This window comes from Mucilaginibacter sp. GW822-FHT03E02, from assembly GCF_058801545.1.
Genome location: NZ_JBXANJ010000003.1, coordinates 1 through 16683 on the forward strand (window position 1 = coordinate 1; position 16683 = coordinate 16683).

General features: G+C 42.2%; 17 protein-coding genes. 10 read left to right on the top strand and 7 right to left on the bottom strand.

The genetic code is table 11. The features are described 5' to 3' along the window. Positions 1–584 precede the first annotated feature (584 nt). Positions 585–1190, top strand: a complete 606-nt coding sequence (locus tag AC1RM2_RS32515; RefSeq protein ID WP_492989296.1) for an ABC transporter transmembrane domain-containing protein — start codon at positions 585–587, stop codon at positions 1188–1190. On the opposite strand, the gene AC1RM2_RS32520 is transcribed toward AC1RM2_RS32515, so the two are convergent. Beyond that, entirely contained in the window at positions 1153–1443 is a 291-nt protein-coding gene (locus AC1RM2_RS32520; protein WP_492989297.1) for a hypothetical protein, read from the bottom strand. The genes AC1RM2_RS32515 and AC1RM2_RS32520 overlap by 38 nt on opposite strands. Between AC1RM2_RS32520 and AC1RM2_RS32525 the strand changes: the two genes are divergently transcribed. From AC1RM2_RS32525 to AC1RM2_RS32535, 3 genes are read left to right on the top strand one after another with little or no spacing between them, the layout of a single operon-like run. Beyond that, positions 1382–1642 carry an ATP-binding cassette domain-containing protein gene (locus AC1RM2_RS32525; RefSeq protein WP_492989506.1) on the top strand — a complete coding sequence of 87 codons (261 nt, stop codon included), beginning with the start codon at positions 1382–1384 and terminating at the stop codon, positions 1640–1642. The two genes, AC1RM2_RS32520 and AC1RM2_RS32525, sit on opposite strands and share 62 nt — an antisense overlap. After that, positions 1639–1956 (top strand): ATP-binding cassette domain-containing protein, encoded by a 318-nt coding sequence (locus AC1RM2_RS32530; RefSeq protein ID WP_492989298.1) that lies wholly within the window; start codon positions 1639–1641, stop codon positions 1954–1956. Before AC1RM2_RS32525 ends, AC1RM2_RS32530 begins: the two co-directional genes overlap by 4 nt. Continuing rightward, positions 1949–3004, top strand: coding sequence for a glycosyltransferase family 4 protein (locus AC1RM2_RS32535; protein ID WP_492989299.1), 1056 nt, complete (start codon positions 1949–1951; stop codon positions 3002–3004). Before AC1RM2_RS32530 ends, AC1RM2_RS32535 begins: the two co-directional genes overlap by 8 nt. Here the strand turns inward: AC1RM2_RS32535 and AC1RM2_RS32540 are convergent. The 3 genes from AC1RM2_RS32540 to AC1RM2_RS32550 are packed head-to-tail and all read right to left on the bottom strand — an operon-like array spanning position 2990 to position 6011. Then, on the bottom strand, positions 2990–4102 hold the full coding sequence (locus AC1RM2_RS32540) for a glycosyltransferase family 4 protein (RefSeq protein ID WP_492989300.1): 1113 nt from the start codon (positions 4100–4102) through the stop codon (positions 2990–2992). The two genes, AC1RM2_RS32535 and AC1RM2_RS32540, sit on opposite strands and share 15 nt — an antisense overlap. Positions 4103–4104: 2 nt before the next feature. Continuing rightward, positions 4105–5274: an amidohydrolase family protein gene (locus AC1RM2_RS32545; RefSeq protein WP_492989301.1), complete on the bottom strand. Its 1170-nt coding sequence runs from the start codon at positions 5272–5274 to the stop codon at positions 4105–4107. Beyond that, a complete protein-coding gene (locus AC1RM2_RS32550; RefSeq protein WP_492989302.1) occupies positions 5271–6011 on the bottom strand; it encodes a class I SAM-dependent methyltransferase in 741 nt (246 codons plus the stop codon). The genes AC1RM2_RS32545 and AC1RM2_RS32550 overlap by 4 nt, the downstream gene beginning before the upstream one ends. A 179-nt stretch (positions 6012–6190) precedes the next feature. Here AC1RM2_RS32550 and AC1RM2_RS32555 point away from each other — a divergent pair, with 179 nt between their 5' ends. The 6 genes from AC1RM2_RS32555 to AC1RM2_RS32580 all read left to right on the top strand — a co-directional run bounded on the left by AC1RM2_RS32555 (position 6191) and on the right by AC1RM2_RS32580 (position 13121). Beyond that, complete coding sequence (locus AC1RM2_RS32555) at positions 6191–7690, top strand: B12-binding domain-containing radical SAM protein (RefSeq protein WP_492989303.1); 1500 nt, start codon at positions 6191–6193, stop codon at positions 7688–7690. 17 nt (positions 7691–7707) lie between these two features. Beyond that, the gene (locus tag AC1RM2_RS32560) at positions 7708–8454 is read left to right on the top strand and encodes a class I SAM-dependent methyltransferase (RefSeq protein WP_492989304.1); all 747 of its coding nucleotides are present in this window, start codon (positions 7708–7710) and stop codon (positions 8452–8454) included. A gap of 3 nt (positions 8455–8457) precedes the next feature. After that, a complete protein-coding gene (locus tag AC1RM2_RS32565) occupies positions 8458–9507 on the top strand; it encodes a radical SAM protein (protein WP_492989305.1) in 1050 nt (349 codons plus the stop codon). 5 nt (positions 9508–9512) lie between these two features. Beyond that, positions 9513–10985: a B12-binding domain-containing radical SAM protein gene (locus AC1RM2_RS32570; RefSeq protein WP_492989306.1), complete on the top strand. Its 1473-nt coding sequence runs from the start codon at positions 9513–9515 to the stop codon at positions 10983–10985. Continuing rightward, a complete protein-coding gene (locus AC1RM2_RS32575) occupies positions 10982–11797 on the top strand; it encodes a class I SAM-dependent methyltransferase (protein WP_492989307.1) in 816 nt (271 codons plus the stop codon). Before AC1RM2_RS32570 ends, AC1RM2_RS32575 begins: the two co-directional genes overlap by 4 nt. Positions 11798–12242: 445 nt before the next feature. Continuing rightward, positions 12243–13121 (top strand): DMT family transporter, encoded by an 879-nt coding sequence (locus AC1RM2_RS32580; protein WP_492989308.1) that lies wholly within the window; start codon positions 12243–12245, stop codon positions 13119–13121. A gap of 70 nt (positions 13122–13191) precedes the next feature. Here the strand turns inward: AC1RM2_RS32580 and AC1RM2_RS32585 are convergent, their stop codons facing one another. From AC1RM2_RS32585 to AC1RM2_RS32595, 3 genes are all read right to left on the bottom strand, one after another. Then, the gene (locus tag AC1RM2_RS32585; protein ID WP_492989309.1) at positions 13192–14112 is read right to left on the bottom strand and encodes a hypothetical protein; all 921 of its coding nucleotides are present in this window, start codon (positions 14110–14112) and stop codon (positions 13192–13194) included. 148 nt (positions 14113–14260) lie between these two features. Further along, on the bottom strand, positions 14261–15577 hold the full coding sequence (locus AC1RM2_RS32590) for an O-antigen ligase family protein (RefSeq protein ID WP_492989310.1): 1317 nt from the start codon (positions 15575–15577) through the stop codon (positions 14261–14263). Next, a complete protein-coding gene (locus tag AC1RM2_RS32595) occupies positions 15552–16682 on the bottom strand; it encodes a DUF1972 domain-containing protein (protein WP_492989311.1) in 1131 nt (376 codons plus the stop codon). Before AC1RM2_RS32595 ends, AC1RM2_RS32590 begins: the two co-directional genes overlap by 26 nt. Position 16683: the final 1 nt, after the last annotated feature.

Sequence of the window (16683 nt, forward strand, 5' to 3'; positions counted from 1 at the left end):
TGCATCAGTACAGATAACCTTTCGGTTAAGGGTTTCGGCGAAAGCAAACCCATTGCCGATAACACAACCGAAGAAGGCCGTGTTTTGAACCGGAGGGTGGAGATTAAACTTGTGCAGTAGTAGTGAGTTATGAGTCTTGTGTTCTGAGTTTGAAGAGTCAAATGTTATTATTGACTTGGGATTTCAGACTTAGGACTCAAGACTTAACATAACGGGCAACCATTATGCGCCCTGTGCCGTAATGATGAAGTACTAAAAGACTTTCATTACGGCATTTTGAAACACATTTTTAAGGAATACTTTCGCTGCTTAGCGTAACCGAAAAAAACAGGTTGTACACGGCTCATCCTGCTCGATCTGTTTATCAGCGTGCTTGATATGCCTTTTTAGGAGCCCCTGCTCATCATTATCGGGCTTTACACCTCGGGCACTCCAGTTCAACATCATTTATTACAGCTAAGCTGGCTTAAACAGCAATCTATACTGCCAATCGGTATATTTATGTTGCTGTATTGCGGCAAAAACTGGCTGGGCTACCTCATTACCCGGTTTCAGCATCATTTTTTTACGGGGTAGCATCGCGCTTGTCGAAAAGGAATATCCTTCATTATCTTAAAGATGAGTATATCAAATTTGTCAATGTCGATTCATCTGTACACATCCGCCGGGTAAGCCAGCAGCCTATCGAATTTAGCCATTACATCCTCAATAATGTACAGCAAATTATATCGCAAAGCCTGCTCATTTTATTTACCATTGGCGCCATATTGATTTACCAGCCATTGCTGTTTTTTTTATTGCTGCTGGTGTTGTTACCGCCCATAATTATCCTTGCCTATTTTATCAAACGGAAATCGAAACAGGTGCGCGAACAAACAAAAATTGCAAGCGAAAAAAGCATTCAATATTTACAGGAGTCGTTAGCCGGTTTCATAGAAAGCAACATTTACAACAAGCACACATTCCTGGCCGATAGATACGCCGATTACCAGCAGCAGCTTAATAACAATATAGCAACGCAACAAACACTGCAGGGGCTGCCAGCAAGATTGGTGGAGATTTTTGCCATTTTTGGTTTTTTTATCCTTGTGCTGGTCAATAAATGGGCTGTACGTGGGGCAGTAGTTGATGTGCTTACCATTGGCGTTTTTATTACAGCTGCCTACAAAAATCATTCCCGGTATTATTAAAATCCTCAATAGTATGGGGCAAATAAAAACCTATGAATTTACCCTTAATGATTTGCTTGCTGTAAAAGAACCCGGCACGTTGCCAAAAGCGGGTATGCTTAATATTGCTGAACCTATCAGTTCTATCCGTTTTCACAATGTTTATTTTAGTTACGCAGACCAACCAGTAATTATCCGGCATCAGCTTCGATATTTGCGCGGGCGATTTTGTTGGCTTATCGGCAGCCTCCGGCCGGGGCAAAACAACCGTCATTAATTTACTGCTTGGTTTTTTAACGCCTCAATCGGGTTATATTTATATAGACGGAAAACAAGCGGATACCCGTAAAAGACAGCAGTACTGGAAAAAAATAGCTTATGTAAAACAACAAAACTATTTTATTCACGATACCATCCTCAAAAACATTACGCTTACTGACGACCAGGAATATGATACCATAAAAACTGGATGAGGCGATATCTTTTTTGCGGGCTTGCCACCTTACTATCCGGCTATCCCGAAGGCATAAATAAAATAGTACGCGAAAACGGCAAAAACCTAAGCGGCGGGCAAAGACAGCGCATAGCCCTGGCAAGGGCGCTGTACCACGACTTTGATGTACTGATCATGGACGAACCGTTTGGCGAAATGGATCAGCAGGCCGAAGAAGCGATCCTTATCCAGCTAAAGCAATTAACAGCCCAGGGTAAGATCATATTTTTTATAACACACAACATTGCAAGCCTGAAGCATTGCAACAAAATAATCCCCTTAATAAATGAATAAGCCTGAAGCATTGGTCATATTAACCCCGGGCTTCCCCGCAAACGGTAACGATACCACATGTTTACCGCCTATGCAGATTTTTGTAAAAGCTTTAAAACAGCACAATCCACTCTTACATATCATCGTAATTAGCTTTCAATACCCTTTTACAGCATCCCGGTATTACTGGCACGGGGTTGAGGTTATTGCGATAGCAGGTAAGGGCAAGGGGCAGCTTTTCAGGCTGATAACCTGGCGGCGGGTATGGCAAAACTTAAAAGAACTGAATGCCGGGTACAAACTTGTGGGTTTATTAAGCTTTTGGATGGGGGAGTGCGCCTTTATTGGCAACCGCTTTGCAAAAAAATACGGTTTACCACATTATCCGTGGTTGCTTGGGCAGGATGCAAAAGCCGGTAATGAGTATGTTAACCGGATAAAACCCGAGGGTAGCTCGGTAATAGCGATATCCGATTTTTTGGCCAGGGAGTTCAGGATAAACTATGGTATTCAGCCGGCGCATGTTATCCCTACAGGTATTGATGTAACGCTTTTTGGTGCCGGGGTGGTTGACCGGGATATCGACATTGTGGGTGCAGGCTCGCTCATCCCGCTTAAACAATATGGCCTTTTTGTAAATATTATAAAAAGCCTGGTTGCTGAATTTCCGGAATTAAAAACGGTAATATGTGGTAAAGGCCCGGAAATGGAAAAATTGAGAAAACAAATAAATAAGCTTGGGCTGGAAAATAACATCGAATTAAAAGGTGAATTACCGCACCCGGAGGTGTTGGCGATGATGCAGCGTTCGAAAATATTTTTGCATACATCGGCTTATGAGGGTTATAGTACTGTTTTAAGCGAGGCCTTATATGCGGGCTGCCAGGTGGTGAGCCTGGTTAACGGAATGAATGTAAGGCCCACACAGCATCACGTTCCCGGCAATGCTGAAGACCTGCCGGTTATTATCAAAGCAATGTTGAATGATAAGCAACTGAAACATGAGCCCGTGCTGATATACACTACCGAAGAGATAGCGGCCCGTGTTACCGGCTTATTTATCGGTTAATTGATGGCAAATATCAACCAGGTCATCGGCTATGGTTTTAAAGCTTAGTTTTTTGTTAAAATGATTTAAAACAGCTGCCGAAAGCTTTTGCCAGTCTGTGCCCTCAAGCGCTTTAAGAGTTTGACCCAAAGCATTGGCATCACCTGCAGGATATAAAAAACCATACTGACCGTTGACTGTGATTTTTTGATAAGATGGGATGGTGGTAACAATGGGGATACAACCGCAGGCCATAGCCTCTAACAAAGCATAGCCGCTGCCTTCTTTATGGCTGCCCGATATATAAAAATCTGCTGCACTAAACCAATAAGGCAAATCGTTATTTGCAACTTCGCCTACTAAAATAACGGCATCCCGTAGTTGGGCGGAAGACGTTATCAGCTCTTCTATATCGCTTAAAAGTACTTCACTTTGGTAAATCATGTACAATTTTGCACCCGGGTTTGCAGGCAGGTAATCCCGGAAACCTTTTAAAACGGTTAAAGGGTCTTTATTTGCATTTAGGTGGCCCACCCAGATAAAGTTTGCATCGCCGGTAACCCCGGTATGCTTCTTAGCAAGCTCTTTATCAACGGGTTTAAAGGCTGTAGAAGCTTCTAATAACTCAAATATCCGGGCATCAGGGTTTATAATGCCTTTTTGTTTCCAGGTATCCGCATTGCCGGCCGACGTAAAAAGGAATGCATCCGTTATAGTGCAGGCCATCTTTTGCAGCCGGCCTTTTAATCCCCCTGAAGGTAGTTCGCCATGATGCTGTATGATCAGCTTAAACTTGTTGCCGCAAAGCAATCTTAAAAACATTACCTGTAATGGGAATACCAGGCCTTGTACCATTACGATATCGGGCTTCAGTTTTTTTATAAAGCGATGCGTTTTTATGGTTATCGACCAGAATCTGTTATTGCCCTTAAAAAAATAATAGGGTATCGTATCCATCACCACATGCTGCTCAAAAGCGGCGTGCTTTACAAATGTAAAATCAAGCTTATTCTTAAGGTAGGGAGCAAAGGCCAGCGCCGGGGCATGTTTTTCTGTTACGTCCTGTGGCCGGGTATAGTTTAAATGCGAATAGTAAACAAGGTCAACCAGTTTTATCAATTTTAGATAATTTGATGTTGTATAAAGGTAACCGGGAAAACAACACCCGGCAAGTACGATTGAATGGAGGCCATTAACTCCCCGATATCTCCTTCAACATATTTATAGGCACCATCCACCTTTATCAAACTAAAGGATTTTCCCTTTAATCCACCTGCTAATGCAATAAACAGGTCCTGGTCAAACAGCCGGATGTTTCCCCGGTGAATCACCATTTGGATATCAACCAGCCGGGTAGCAAAAAAAACGTCATTATAGTCATTGGCACTGTCTGCTTTCGCGATAACCAGGTCGGCGTATTTGCCGGCAATAACTTCGCCGGTATTCATATTCCAGGCTTTTGCGGCCGTTTTGTTGAGCGATTGATATAGTTCCTGGTCGCTTAGCATACCGATATTACGTGCCATGCTGATGTGGTCCCATATATTCCAACTGCCGGTAAGGGTAGAGTCGGTTCCAAAAAGAATATCGGCAAACGGCTTTAATTTATGAATTTCTGCCGTTTTGTTCAACAAGTAAAAGTTCGACTCCGGGCACCATACTAAAGCCTTAAAATACGGGGCCTGTTGCTTGCTCATGGCTACAGCGTGTATGCCAACCAGGGGGCGGCCAAATTTATTCCAGCTAATCAGTTCATCTATTTCGCGCGAGGCCAGTTCATCTGATCCTTCACCTGTATGGATAACTACGGGTAATTTTCGTTTTAATGGATTATTGAGCTTTAATTTCCAAAGCTTTTCAAACGATGCGGAATGCAGATCTTGTGTTTCCTCAAAAATATTCAACAGGGCGTTGTCAATGTTTAACCGCTCCCCGTGGTTTACCACGGTTGTAACGCCGCACAATAAGTTTTTGTATATCCCCCAAAGTATTCGCAGGTGGCGGGGCACGTTAAGTACAGCTGCAATTTCTTTTTTAAACTCCCGGTGAATGTTTGCACCCCACTCGGTATAGTTATTATAAACCCGGTTGCCCAGTTGCGGAAAAAGGTTAAAATCAAGGTGATCGTGCGAGTTAATGAGTCCGGGAAAAATGATGGAGTTTTCAAAATAAAGCGATAACTGGTCATCAGCGTTTAAAGCTGTTAAACTTACGGTATCAATCTTCCCGCCTTCAATTTTAATATCAAACGTTTGCTCGCTGTCGGCGGATACCACATTCCCCAGTATCATTTTTTTCTTATTAAATGAATACCATAAATAACGGGGAAGCCCAGGTATTTTTCGTAAACATGCAGTGCGTTGGCATCTGCATAAAATGGCTTCATGATTTCGTCAATTTTTATTTCCTGCTGGGTTATCAGCTTAAAACCATTAGCTATGAGCGCTTCTTTAATGGTAAATATGGGGTGGACATAATTACGCACCGCCATTAATGTATTGCCGTGTTTAAAGGTACGCTTGCCGCCTGATGCCAGCGTATGCGGATGAAAATCGGTGATAATGATCTCGCCTCCGGGTTTAAGCAAACGGCTCCAGGCGTGCATCGCTTCGTCTATATCTTCAATATGGGCAACGGTGAGTGTTGAAACTATAATATCAAAAGAGCCGTCGGCAATATCCGAAAACAAGTTATCGGTAATTTTGCGTGTATAAGCGTCAGGATATTTATCCTTCAGCTTTTTTAACATCCCGGCAGATACATCAAAACCTGTCAGCGTCGCCGGTTGTTTATTAAATATAGCGGGCCATTGCCTGCCTGTACCGCAGCCTATATCGGCAACCAGTTTGCCTTTCAAATCCAAGCCATCTAACAAGCCTTTAAAAAGTATCCCGTCAAGGTGCAGCATGAGGTTGCCGGGCTGCATATCGTAGTCAGAAGCCCACAGGTCGTAAGCCTCCACCACGCCTTTTTCGGTTACCGGGGTGGTTATTTTGCTTTTTATATAGTTTTTAACGGTTGCCAGCATTGTACGCGTTTTTATAACATAACGGCCATGCGAGCCTTAGGGTTGCCCCGCTCTTTTTATTTTGCCACAGGCAACCTCCGCTGTTTTGCCACCGTAATGTATTATGAATAGTTTAATGTTGATCTGGGTTGGCGACGGCGGAAATAACATCCGCCGTTGCCATTAATTGCCAATAACACATGAATAAGATCTTACTCTATAACCCTAAAAGCGCGAATGCCAAGTACCGGATACCAAACTCTATTTTAAATATAGCGGCATCTGTTGATGGTAAATATGAATGGGTTATTGTTGATGGTAATTGTGAAGCAGATGCCTGGAACAAAATAGACAGCTATTTAAAAACAGGCGAATTTAGTTACCTGGGTTTTACAGTGATGCCCGGCCCCCAGTTAAAAGCAGCTATACCTATTTGTAAGGAAATTAAACGAAAATACCCCAATACAACAATGATTTGGGGAGGGTACTTTCCATCCAATCAGCCCAAGGCTGTTTTAGATTCGGGTTATGTTGATTTTATTATTAACGGCCCTGGTGATAACGCTTTTCCGCGTTTGATAGATGCGCTGGAGAATAATCAGCCTTACGAGTTTATAAAAAACCTGATTTATAAGGTAGATGGAAAGATCACTAAAGCCATAAAAGAAGACTTATTAGATCAGGATTCGTTACCGCCCTTGCCATATGATAAGCTGAATAATTTTTATCCCTTACAAAAGTTTTTGGGTAAAACCTACCTGGGTGAAAAAACGATGGCCTACCATTCAAGCATCGGGTGTCCGTTCACCTGTTCGTTTTGCGCGGTGGTGCCCATATACGAGGCTCGCTGGAAAGCAAAATCGGCAATTAAAGTTTATCAGGATGTTAAATACATTAAAGATAAATACGGCGCTGATGCCATTGAATTTCATGATAATAACTTTTTCGTATCAGAAAAACGCTCCGTTGATTTTGCCAGGCTGATTGAGCCCGAAAATATGACATGGTGGGGCATGGCCCGTATTGATACCATGGATAAATTTAAAGATAGCTCACTGGAGCAAATTCGTAAATCGGGTTGTAAATGTATTTTTTTTGGTGCCGAAAGTGGTAATAATGAAGTATTGGAGCAAATGGACAAGGGCGGTACCCAAACCGGCGAACAGATATTGCGGTTTGCCGAACGGTTAAAGCAATTTGATATCATCCCCGAATATTCTTTTGTATTAGGAACACCGGCAGCAACGCCCGAAAAGGTACAGGCGGGAATAGATTTTGAAATTGATTTTATTAAAAAGGTGAAGGCGGTTAACCCAAAAACCGAAATTGTAATATACACTTACACACCTGTGCCCACAGAAGGCTCGGAACTGTTTAAGCAAGTGCAGGCACAGGGTTTTGAATACCCTAAAACCCTCGACGACTGGGTAAGCCCAGCCTGGGAAAATTTCGACCTGCGTAAAAACCCGCTTACCCCCTGGCTAACGCCGGAAATGATTGATAAGATCAGGAATTTTGAGACTGTGCTTAATGGTGTATATCCAACCGTTACGGATATTAAGCTTAATGAGCTGAAAAGAAGGGCCATAAAGTTTGTATCTACTGTACGTTACAAAGCAAACCTGTACAAATACCCTTACGAAATAAAACTGCTGCAACGATTATGGGAATACCGCCAGCCCGAAATACAAGGTTTTTAAACTTAGCTTGATAATAATTGAACACCGAAAGAAACGATATTGCCATAAGTAATAGCCCAATAGCCAATGATGCATTTGAGGCCATGTATGTTGCCGTGCGCGATAAAGAAGGCAGGCTGTATACAAACAAACAAGTAGCGCACCTGCCTGAAATTGATTCCGGCCACCGGTATCATAAGGAGTGGAAAATGAGAAAGCATTCTGCTGAGCAGTTAATTGCTTTCCTAAAAAAACAACGCCGCTCATTGGATATCCTGGAGGTTGGCTGCGGCAACGGCTGGCTTTCGGCCAAACTTGCTGATATCCCTAAAGCCAAAGTAACCGGGATTGATCCTAATGGTGTGGAAATTGAGCAGGCAAGCAGGGTGTTTAAAAAAAAGAACCTTAAATTTATCCACGCCCCGTTTAGCGGTACTTCGTTTGCCGGGGGAACGCAATTTGATGTCATCATTTTTGCTGCATCTATTCAATACTTCCCCTGCATTAAGGACGTTATGGCTGATGCATTCAGTTTGCTTACCTCCGCCGGGCGGGTACACGTGCTCGATACCCATTTTTATCATTCTGGTGAAGTTGAAATAGCAGCCGAAAGGAGTAAGGATTATTTTACATCAATAGACTTTCCGCAGATGGCGCAGTACTATTTTCATCATCCATTAAAACAGGTGATGCATTATAAGCACAAGGTGATGTTTAATCCTACCTCCTTTTTAAATAAGATCATCAAAAGAAACATTTTTTACTGGATTAAAATTAAACCCTGACCAATGACCGGGCAAAACGTATTACATACTTTTAAGCGCTACCGCACCCTGCAAACGCACAGGGTAACAGCCTTGCCTATTGTAATATTAATGCCCCACAGCGCCTGTAACTGCCGTTGTGTAATGTGTGACATCTGGAAAGATAATAAAAACCTGAAGCAACTGACCGAAGCCGATATCACCGGACTATTAACCTCATTAAAATCATTGGGCACCACGCAAGTGCTCATGTCGGGCGGAGAGGCTTTGCTGAACGCCAACTTTTTTACATTATGCCGGATTTTAAAAGATGCAGGCATTAGCGTGGTGTTATTGACTACTGGTTTATCTATAAAAAATAATGCCGGCGATATTCTGAAATACGTTAACGAGGTAATCGTCTCTATTGATGGCGACGAGCCGCTGCATGATGCCATCCGCAATGTGCCAAATGCCTTTAAAAAGCTGAAAGAAGGAGTGGAGTACATCAAAAAACTCAACCCTGCTTACCGGATAACCGGGCGAACCGTGATACACCGGTTAAACTACCGCAACTGGGCCAATATTATTGCCGAAGCCAAAAAGATGGGACTTAACCAGGTAAGCTTTTTACCTGCCGATGTAAGCAGTCACGCTTTTAACCGGCAACAGGCATGGGCCGAGCCTAAACAAAACGAGATCCTGGTATCGGAAAAGGAATTGCCCGAACTTTGCGAAGTAATCAGTTACCTGTTTGAAGAATTTGACAAAGATTTTCACAATGGTTTTATTGCCGAAAGCAAAGAGAAGATCCAGGACATCTACCATTATTATGCGGCTTTTTATGGTTTGAATGAATTCCCGTTTAAAAAATGCAACGCGCCATGGGTATCAACTGTTATTGAAGCTGATGGAACGGTTAGACCTTGTTTCTTTTTGGAGCCGATGGGTAACATCAGGGATTCATCGCTTGATGTAATTTTAAATAGCCCTGATGCTATCGCCTTCCGCAAATCGTTGAATACATCAACGCATCCAACCTGTTTAAAATGTGTTTGCTCGCTTAACCTGTCGCCATTAACCCGTCTATCTTAATTTTTATGGAGCAGTTAAATAATATATTGTTCACTCATTCTTACTTTTTACGGTTCGATCCCAAGCAATGGGCAATAGGCCAGCCTTATGCACCACTGGGCACATTATATGCCGCATCCAATATGCGGATGCATGGTTATAATATATCGTTTTTTGATAACATGTTTTCGCACTCCGCAGATGATGTTATACCCGCCATAACCCAAAATAAACCAGGCTTTTTTGTGATTTATGATGATGGCTTCAACTATCTCACCAAAATGTGCCTTACCAATATGCGCGAAGCCGCTTTTAAAATGTGTAAGCTGGCCAAAGAAAGCGGTTGCACCGTAATTGTATCCAGTTCCGACTCGACCGACAGATACAAGGAGTATTTGAACGAGGGGGCCGATTTTGTAATTATCGGCGAGGCTGAACAAACGCTGTTGGAACTTACCAACGCCATCAAAAGTGGTATTGAAGATATCGCGCAAATACAGGGACTTGCTTATATTAAAAATAATATCCCTTTTAAAACCATTGCAAGGCCGGTGCTCAAAGACCTTGATACTTTGCCGCTACCTGCCTGGGACCTGGTTGATATTAACCCTTACCGCGAAAGCTGGCTTAAACATGCGGGATATTTCTCGATGAACGTTGGTACTACCCGTGGCTGCCCTTTTAAATGCAACTGGTGCGCTAAACCGATTTATGGCAACCGCTATAACTCCCGCAGCCCCGAAAATGTGATTGCCGAGCTTAAGCTTTTAAAAACCATGTTCAACATGGACCATATTTGGTTTTGCGACGATATTTTTGGATTGAAACCAGGTTGGGTAAAACAGTTTGCCCAACTGGTAAAAAAGGAGGAGCTGCAGTTCAGGTACAAACTCCAGTCGCGGGCGGATTTGTTGCTGGATGCTGAAGACGTGGCTGCACTGGCCGCATCTGGCTGCGAAAATGTATGGATAGGCGCCGAGAGTGGTTCGCAGAAGATACTGGACGCGATGGATAAAGGTACTACCATTGAACAGATAGCAACAGCCACACAGCTGATGAAAAAGCACGGCATCAAGCCGTCTTTCTTTATCCAGTTTGGTTATCCCGGCGAAACAAAAGAGGATATCGCACTTACTATCAACATGATCAATAATCTGTTGCCCCATGAAATTGGCATATCTGTATCGTACCCATTGCCAGGGACTTTATTTTATGAAAAAGTAAAAGCCGACCTGCGCCAAAAAACAAACTGGACAGACTCTGACGAGATGGCGCTGATGTTTAGTAACACGTTTAGCCCGGCGTATTATAAGCAGCTACACCGCTATGTGCATCAAAATTATCATGCCCACCTGGCCAAAAACAGCCTGGTAAAACTATTGAAAAATCCATTTAAACCCAGTTTAAAACGTATCAGGAAGGCAGCGTCGTTTATTTATCATGCCCCTGCAACTTTGATAGAAGGTTTTAAGCTTCAAAAATTGGAGAACACTATATGAGCCAAATCAGCCTTGTAAATAATGAAGCAAACGCATCAGATGCCTTTACCCGGCAATCTGTGGTATTTGACGAAATTTACTCGGGCAATATCATCATCAATTACAAAAGGGCAAGGGTAAGGGAGCATGTGCTCCAATATTTAAAACCAGCGGCCAGCATACTCGAATTGAACAGCGGGACAGGGGAGGATGCCCTGTTTTTTGCGCAACAAGGATATCATGTTCATGCTACAGACATATCAACAGGAATGCAGCAAGAGCTTCGGCAAAAAGCAATACCCTATAAAGATCATATAAGCACCGAAATTTGTTCATTTACCCAACTGGATCAGCTAAAACAAAAAGGCCCCTACGATCATATATTTTCCAACTTTGGCGGTTTGAACTGTACCGGCGAGCTGGAAAAGGTTTTGTTATCATTTGATAGTCTTTTAAAACCCGGCGGTAACGTGACTTTAGTTATCATATCCCCATTTTGCCTATGGGAAACATTGCTTGTTTTTAAAGTACGGTTCAAAACTGCATTCAGGCGATTTTTTAGCAGCAAAGGAAGGTCTGCCCATATTGAAGGCGCCTACTTTAAGTGTTTTTATTATAAACCGTCATTCATTATCAATACTTTACAAAAAAAATTTAAAGTATTGGGCGTTGAAGGCTTGTGTACAATAGTGCCACCATCATACATAGAAGGCTTTGCCGAAAAGCATCCCAAAGCATATAAATTCCTGTCAGAAAAAGAAAATCGACTTAAAGCAACCTGGCCCTGGAAATACATGGGCGACTATTTTATAATCTCGCTGGAGAAGAAATAATGACTTTAATTGGCTCGATTAAGCTTTGTATGGGTTGATCGATTTCAATTAGCTTCTACATAACTCTCTTCCTAAGGGCCATCGGCCCGACACATAATTGTAGATGATTGGCCAAAATATGACAAGAGTGCCGTCGGCACGGCTCATATTTTGGTGTAAATCCAGGTATTTTCATTTTGTTAAAGCGACATATACGCATTGCTCATATGGATCGAACCTACGGCTCTCACCCGTTTTCCTCGTTTTTTCCACGGGTTAAAAACCCGTGGCTACAAAATTGACCGAGGCTACGCCTCTAATTCGTGTTGAACAAGCCCCCGATGTGTCAACAAAATATATCTTTAGAAGCAAATCAGCATCTCGTCTGCGTTACCCACACAAAACGTCATAGAACCCTTTAATTTAAATCATTAAAAAATATCTTTGCAGGCATATCATCGTGCCCATGTTAAAAAAAATTCTTCCCGGTTTATTGTTTAGTATTCTTTGGGCAACCGGTTCTGTCGCTGTAAAATTCGGAATCCGCTCGGCAGATGCATTGATATTGGCCAGCATCCGTTTTATTGCCACAGGTTTTATATTTGGACCCTTTTTTGGCCTGGTAAGGAAAGAACGTTTTTGGCCGCTTAAAAGCGAATGGAAAAGCATCGTCATTTATGGCTTTTTATGCACTACCTTAACATTGGGTTCGTTCTTTGCCGCCCAGCGATACGCTTCGGCTGGTATCAGTATGTTGTTTATAGCGGTTGCTCCTTTACTAATCGCGTTATTTTCGTCAATAATTGTTAAACGGAAACTTACCCGGTTCGAAATTATCGGGATGCTGATTGCTTTTACCGGCCTGGTGCTGGCTTCGGCAGCGGCATTGCCTAATGCCAGTATAAAACCCCTGGGTATTATATTGCTGATTATTTACATTTTTGCCTATGCATCAAGCAGTGTTTACTTCTCTACATTAAGTATCAGCCTACCTAATGTATCATTCAATATCTGGCAGGTATTTGTAGGTGGCATAATTTTGTTGCCGTTTTGCCCGCTGTTTGGCCAGCAGCATGTTCACCACATTAACGTCAACCTGTTTTTATCCCTCTTTTGGCTAATTGTGGTACTCTCATTTATCGCCAACCAGCTGTGGCTATACCTGGTTGGCCAGGATGCCGTTACCGCCGGCACATGGCTTTACCTTACGCCTGTATTTGGGTATGGTTTTGGTTACCTTTTACTTGGTGAACAAATCTCGGTTTACGCAATTGCCGGAACGGTGTTGGTGGTAACCGGGCTTGTGGTATCTAAAAAGAAGATAAAAAACGTTGAGCCGTTATAAAGACCTTTATTAACTTGAAGACCATGTTCCGGGCTTTCAGCTTTGTGCATTCTGCTTTAAGCTTTTACTATCAATTGGCCAAGCTATGATGGTCTTCGGCAAGCAACTGGGCTACTTTATTTTGAAAGCGCTTAATCAGGTTTGATTGGAAATTGCCCGGATCGGGCTTGGCGCAATGCTTGCCCGCAACTATGGCCAGTAATACCCCATGATCATTAAGTTTCTTTTGCCTGGTTTTCTCATTCCACCTGCGCGATGTTATATTCATGAAACTATCATCCAATAAATCGCCCAGTTTATTATTAAGTAAAAATTCAACCAGGCTTTTTAACCAGTTATTTTTAAGCGACTTAGCTGTTGATACCCGCATAATATGATTAGGCAGATATTTACGTGTCCAGGCGTTGGCTGTAAAAAAATCAGCAAAGGTAGTGTCGCCCTGGATAGGTATCAGTGTAACAACTTCTGTGGCGGTATAGATATTCTTTTCGGCTATTTCAAGCGCTTGCTCATCTACATAATAGTTCATGCAAAAGCAATGTTGCTTGTTTACCACGAAGGTTAATTTCTTAAAAAAATGCATCAGCGTACGCGCTATCCAAAGGCGGTTTGGCGCGGTAATTATAAACAGGTCGATATCTGATTGGTCGTCGGCATAATTTTTAGACAGCGAGCCTGAAATGGCGATACCCCGCACGTAAGGAAAATTAATAAGCAAGCTACCAACCTTGCGTGCTGTACTTATCATTTCAATAGCCTTTTGGTTGCCTTTATTACGGCGCTGCGCCAGGTATTGGTCGTTTTTTAAGCAGTAAAATTTATCAAAACGGTATACCATCCGGGTCTCAATCAGGCAGGTCATGGCATCGTCAAACGTTTTGCGCTCAAATTTCACCGGCAAAAACAAGCATACCTCTTCGCGGGTGAGCGGATAGTTAAATGCATCAAAATAGGCCAGGGTAGTTAATATGTTCTTTTTAATTTCTGACACGGTATTGAAGCTTGGTTGATTAAAAACGGACCTGATCTGCATATTTATAGTATTAAGTCGTAAGTTCTGAGTCTAAACTCGCCTGTACCAGATTGTAACTTAGGACTTTCGACTAAAAACTATCCGCCATTTTATAGGCGGCACAACATTAGTATGACGTAAGCGCTAAACTCTTGGTTGCCACTTCCTTTAAATATTCGGGGCTTTTATTTTTAACGCTCGCTCCGGGCTTCTCTTCGCCGCCTGAAAACAACAGGAAGGCAAAAAATAAGCTGTAAAACATAACACCCTTATCGGCATCCAACACATTTTCTGATAGCGAAACAATGGTAATCAGCAGCATAAAACTGATAAACACCACATCTTTTTTTTGGACGGCGATTTTAAAACCATATCCAAGTGTTACCAAATAAACAAGCAGTCCCCATATACCGGATTTTACCAGAAAACTGAGGTATTGGTTGTGGGAGTTTAAATTGGCTAAAAAAGAGTCGTACATTTTAGCTTTAAAAAATTCATCATGTAACAATAGCTGCTCAGCACCGGAGCCATGGCCAATTAAAGGCTTCTGTTTAATAAGTTTGGCTACCACCTGCCAACGGGCCAGGCGCGAGTCGGTACTTTCGCCTGGTTTAAATGCCGAAAAATCATCCGTCAAGCTGGTTAAATAGCGTTCTTTGAACGAAGGTTCATTTAAAACTATTATAAAAGCCAACCCAGATATAGCAATGCCGGCCAATATAAACTTCAGCTTGTTTTTACCATTGAGCAAGCAATACGGCAGCACCAGGTTAATAACTATAAACAAAACTGCCAGTATTGATTTTGAACTTAGCTGGATAAGCCCGCATAACAATATGAGGCTGCAAACACAGTAAATTAATTTAACAGGTAATGGTAGCGGTTTAAACAATAATGTTAACAGGTACACCAGTGCTATCACCAGCTGTAAGGAAAAAAAAGTGGCATGTATATCAAGCGGCTCCGAGAAATTATGATTGGTAAACGCCGGCGAAAAAATAGTTTTAAACGGCAAATGGTAATATTTAATAGTAAAGAGGGCATCAATATACAGGTAGATGATGGTTGCCGTACACACCAACCCAAAAGCCAATAAAAGATTAGCCTTGTATTTTTTTATATCGAGGTTATTGAGCAACAAAATTGCCGGAAAAATCAATACAGGCAAACGCAACACCCATTCGTTAAAAGCTTCGGCAGGGTACCGGGAGTAAATCGTGGCAATAAGCGTAACAAAAAAAACAGACTGTAGTAATGCGGTTTTTAATGTAAATACAGCCCTTAGCTTTTCCTTTCGCAAATGGATAAGCGTATGCGCAATAAAACTAATGAGTATAATATGACTGTAAAACCTGTCAAACGGCAGGCTTGCCATCAGCAGCATGATGTGGTAATAACTTACCTTGTTAGCGTTACTATCATTTATCAGCAATAATTGCTTCATAGTTTTTATGTTTATAGCTTTCGATGATAAACTCCTCGTATTGGTCAATTACGCGTTCCCAGTTAAACTGATATTGAATTTTATGCAGGTTATTCATCACCATGTTTTTTTCGGGTGCTTTACGCTGTACATTCTCTACCAGGTGGGTAACTTCGGCTGCGTTGGAAAAGTAAAATGCATCTGTATTTAACACCGATTTATTAAAAGGGTTATTATGCGCAGCTATCAGCGCCTCGCTGGCCATCGCCTCTAACAGCGATGGATTGGTGCCTCCAACACTATGCCCGTGAAAATAGAGGTAAGAATTATTTTGTAATGAACGTACTTTAGGTGTATCAAAAATGGCACCTTTAAATTGTATACGCTCATCGTTGGCAAATTTATTAGTGATGAACTTGCCAAAACGATTGCTGGTATCGCCCAAAACTTTAAATTTTTTGCCCGAATTACTTCTGTTAAAACCTTCCAGGATGGCCTCAATATTATTTTCGGGCTCCATGCGCGCCATCAACAAAAAATAGTCCTCTTTAAGCGCTTCGTCCACATCATATTGTTCGCGCTCAAAATCGGTAAAAATATCTGCTCCATAGGGGATATATTTACTATTGATGTTATACTTATCCTTCAGATAAGCCTTTATCACCTTTGAATCGGCAACATAATAATCGCTATGTTTAACTGCCAGTTTTTCTGCATATTTCAAAAATTGCTGTACTGGTTTAGAATATTTGGTCCGCTTCCACTCCATGCCGTCCATGTTGGTAATAATGGTGCTGTTTTTGGGGTAAAGCTGCCCCCAAACCGAACTGCTGGTATAGCCCATGAGCATTACCACGTCAAAATTTCGTTTGCGGGCGTCTAACAGGCAGTTCATATCATAAATAAACTGGCCGGCGGTACCAACCAGGTATTCAGGGTCGTAGCAGTGCCTTATTTCCACACCGTTCCAGTTATCCTGCTGATAAGGGTGATTATGCGAATTATAAACCGTTACCGAGTGGCCGCGCTTTACCAGGCCGGCCGATACATATTCTGAAATATGTTCAAACCCACCGTAGTAATTTGGTACACCCCTGGTCCCTAATATGGCTATGCGTAGTTTCATG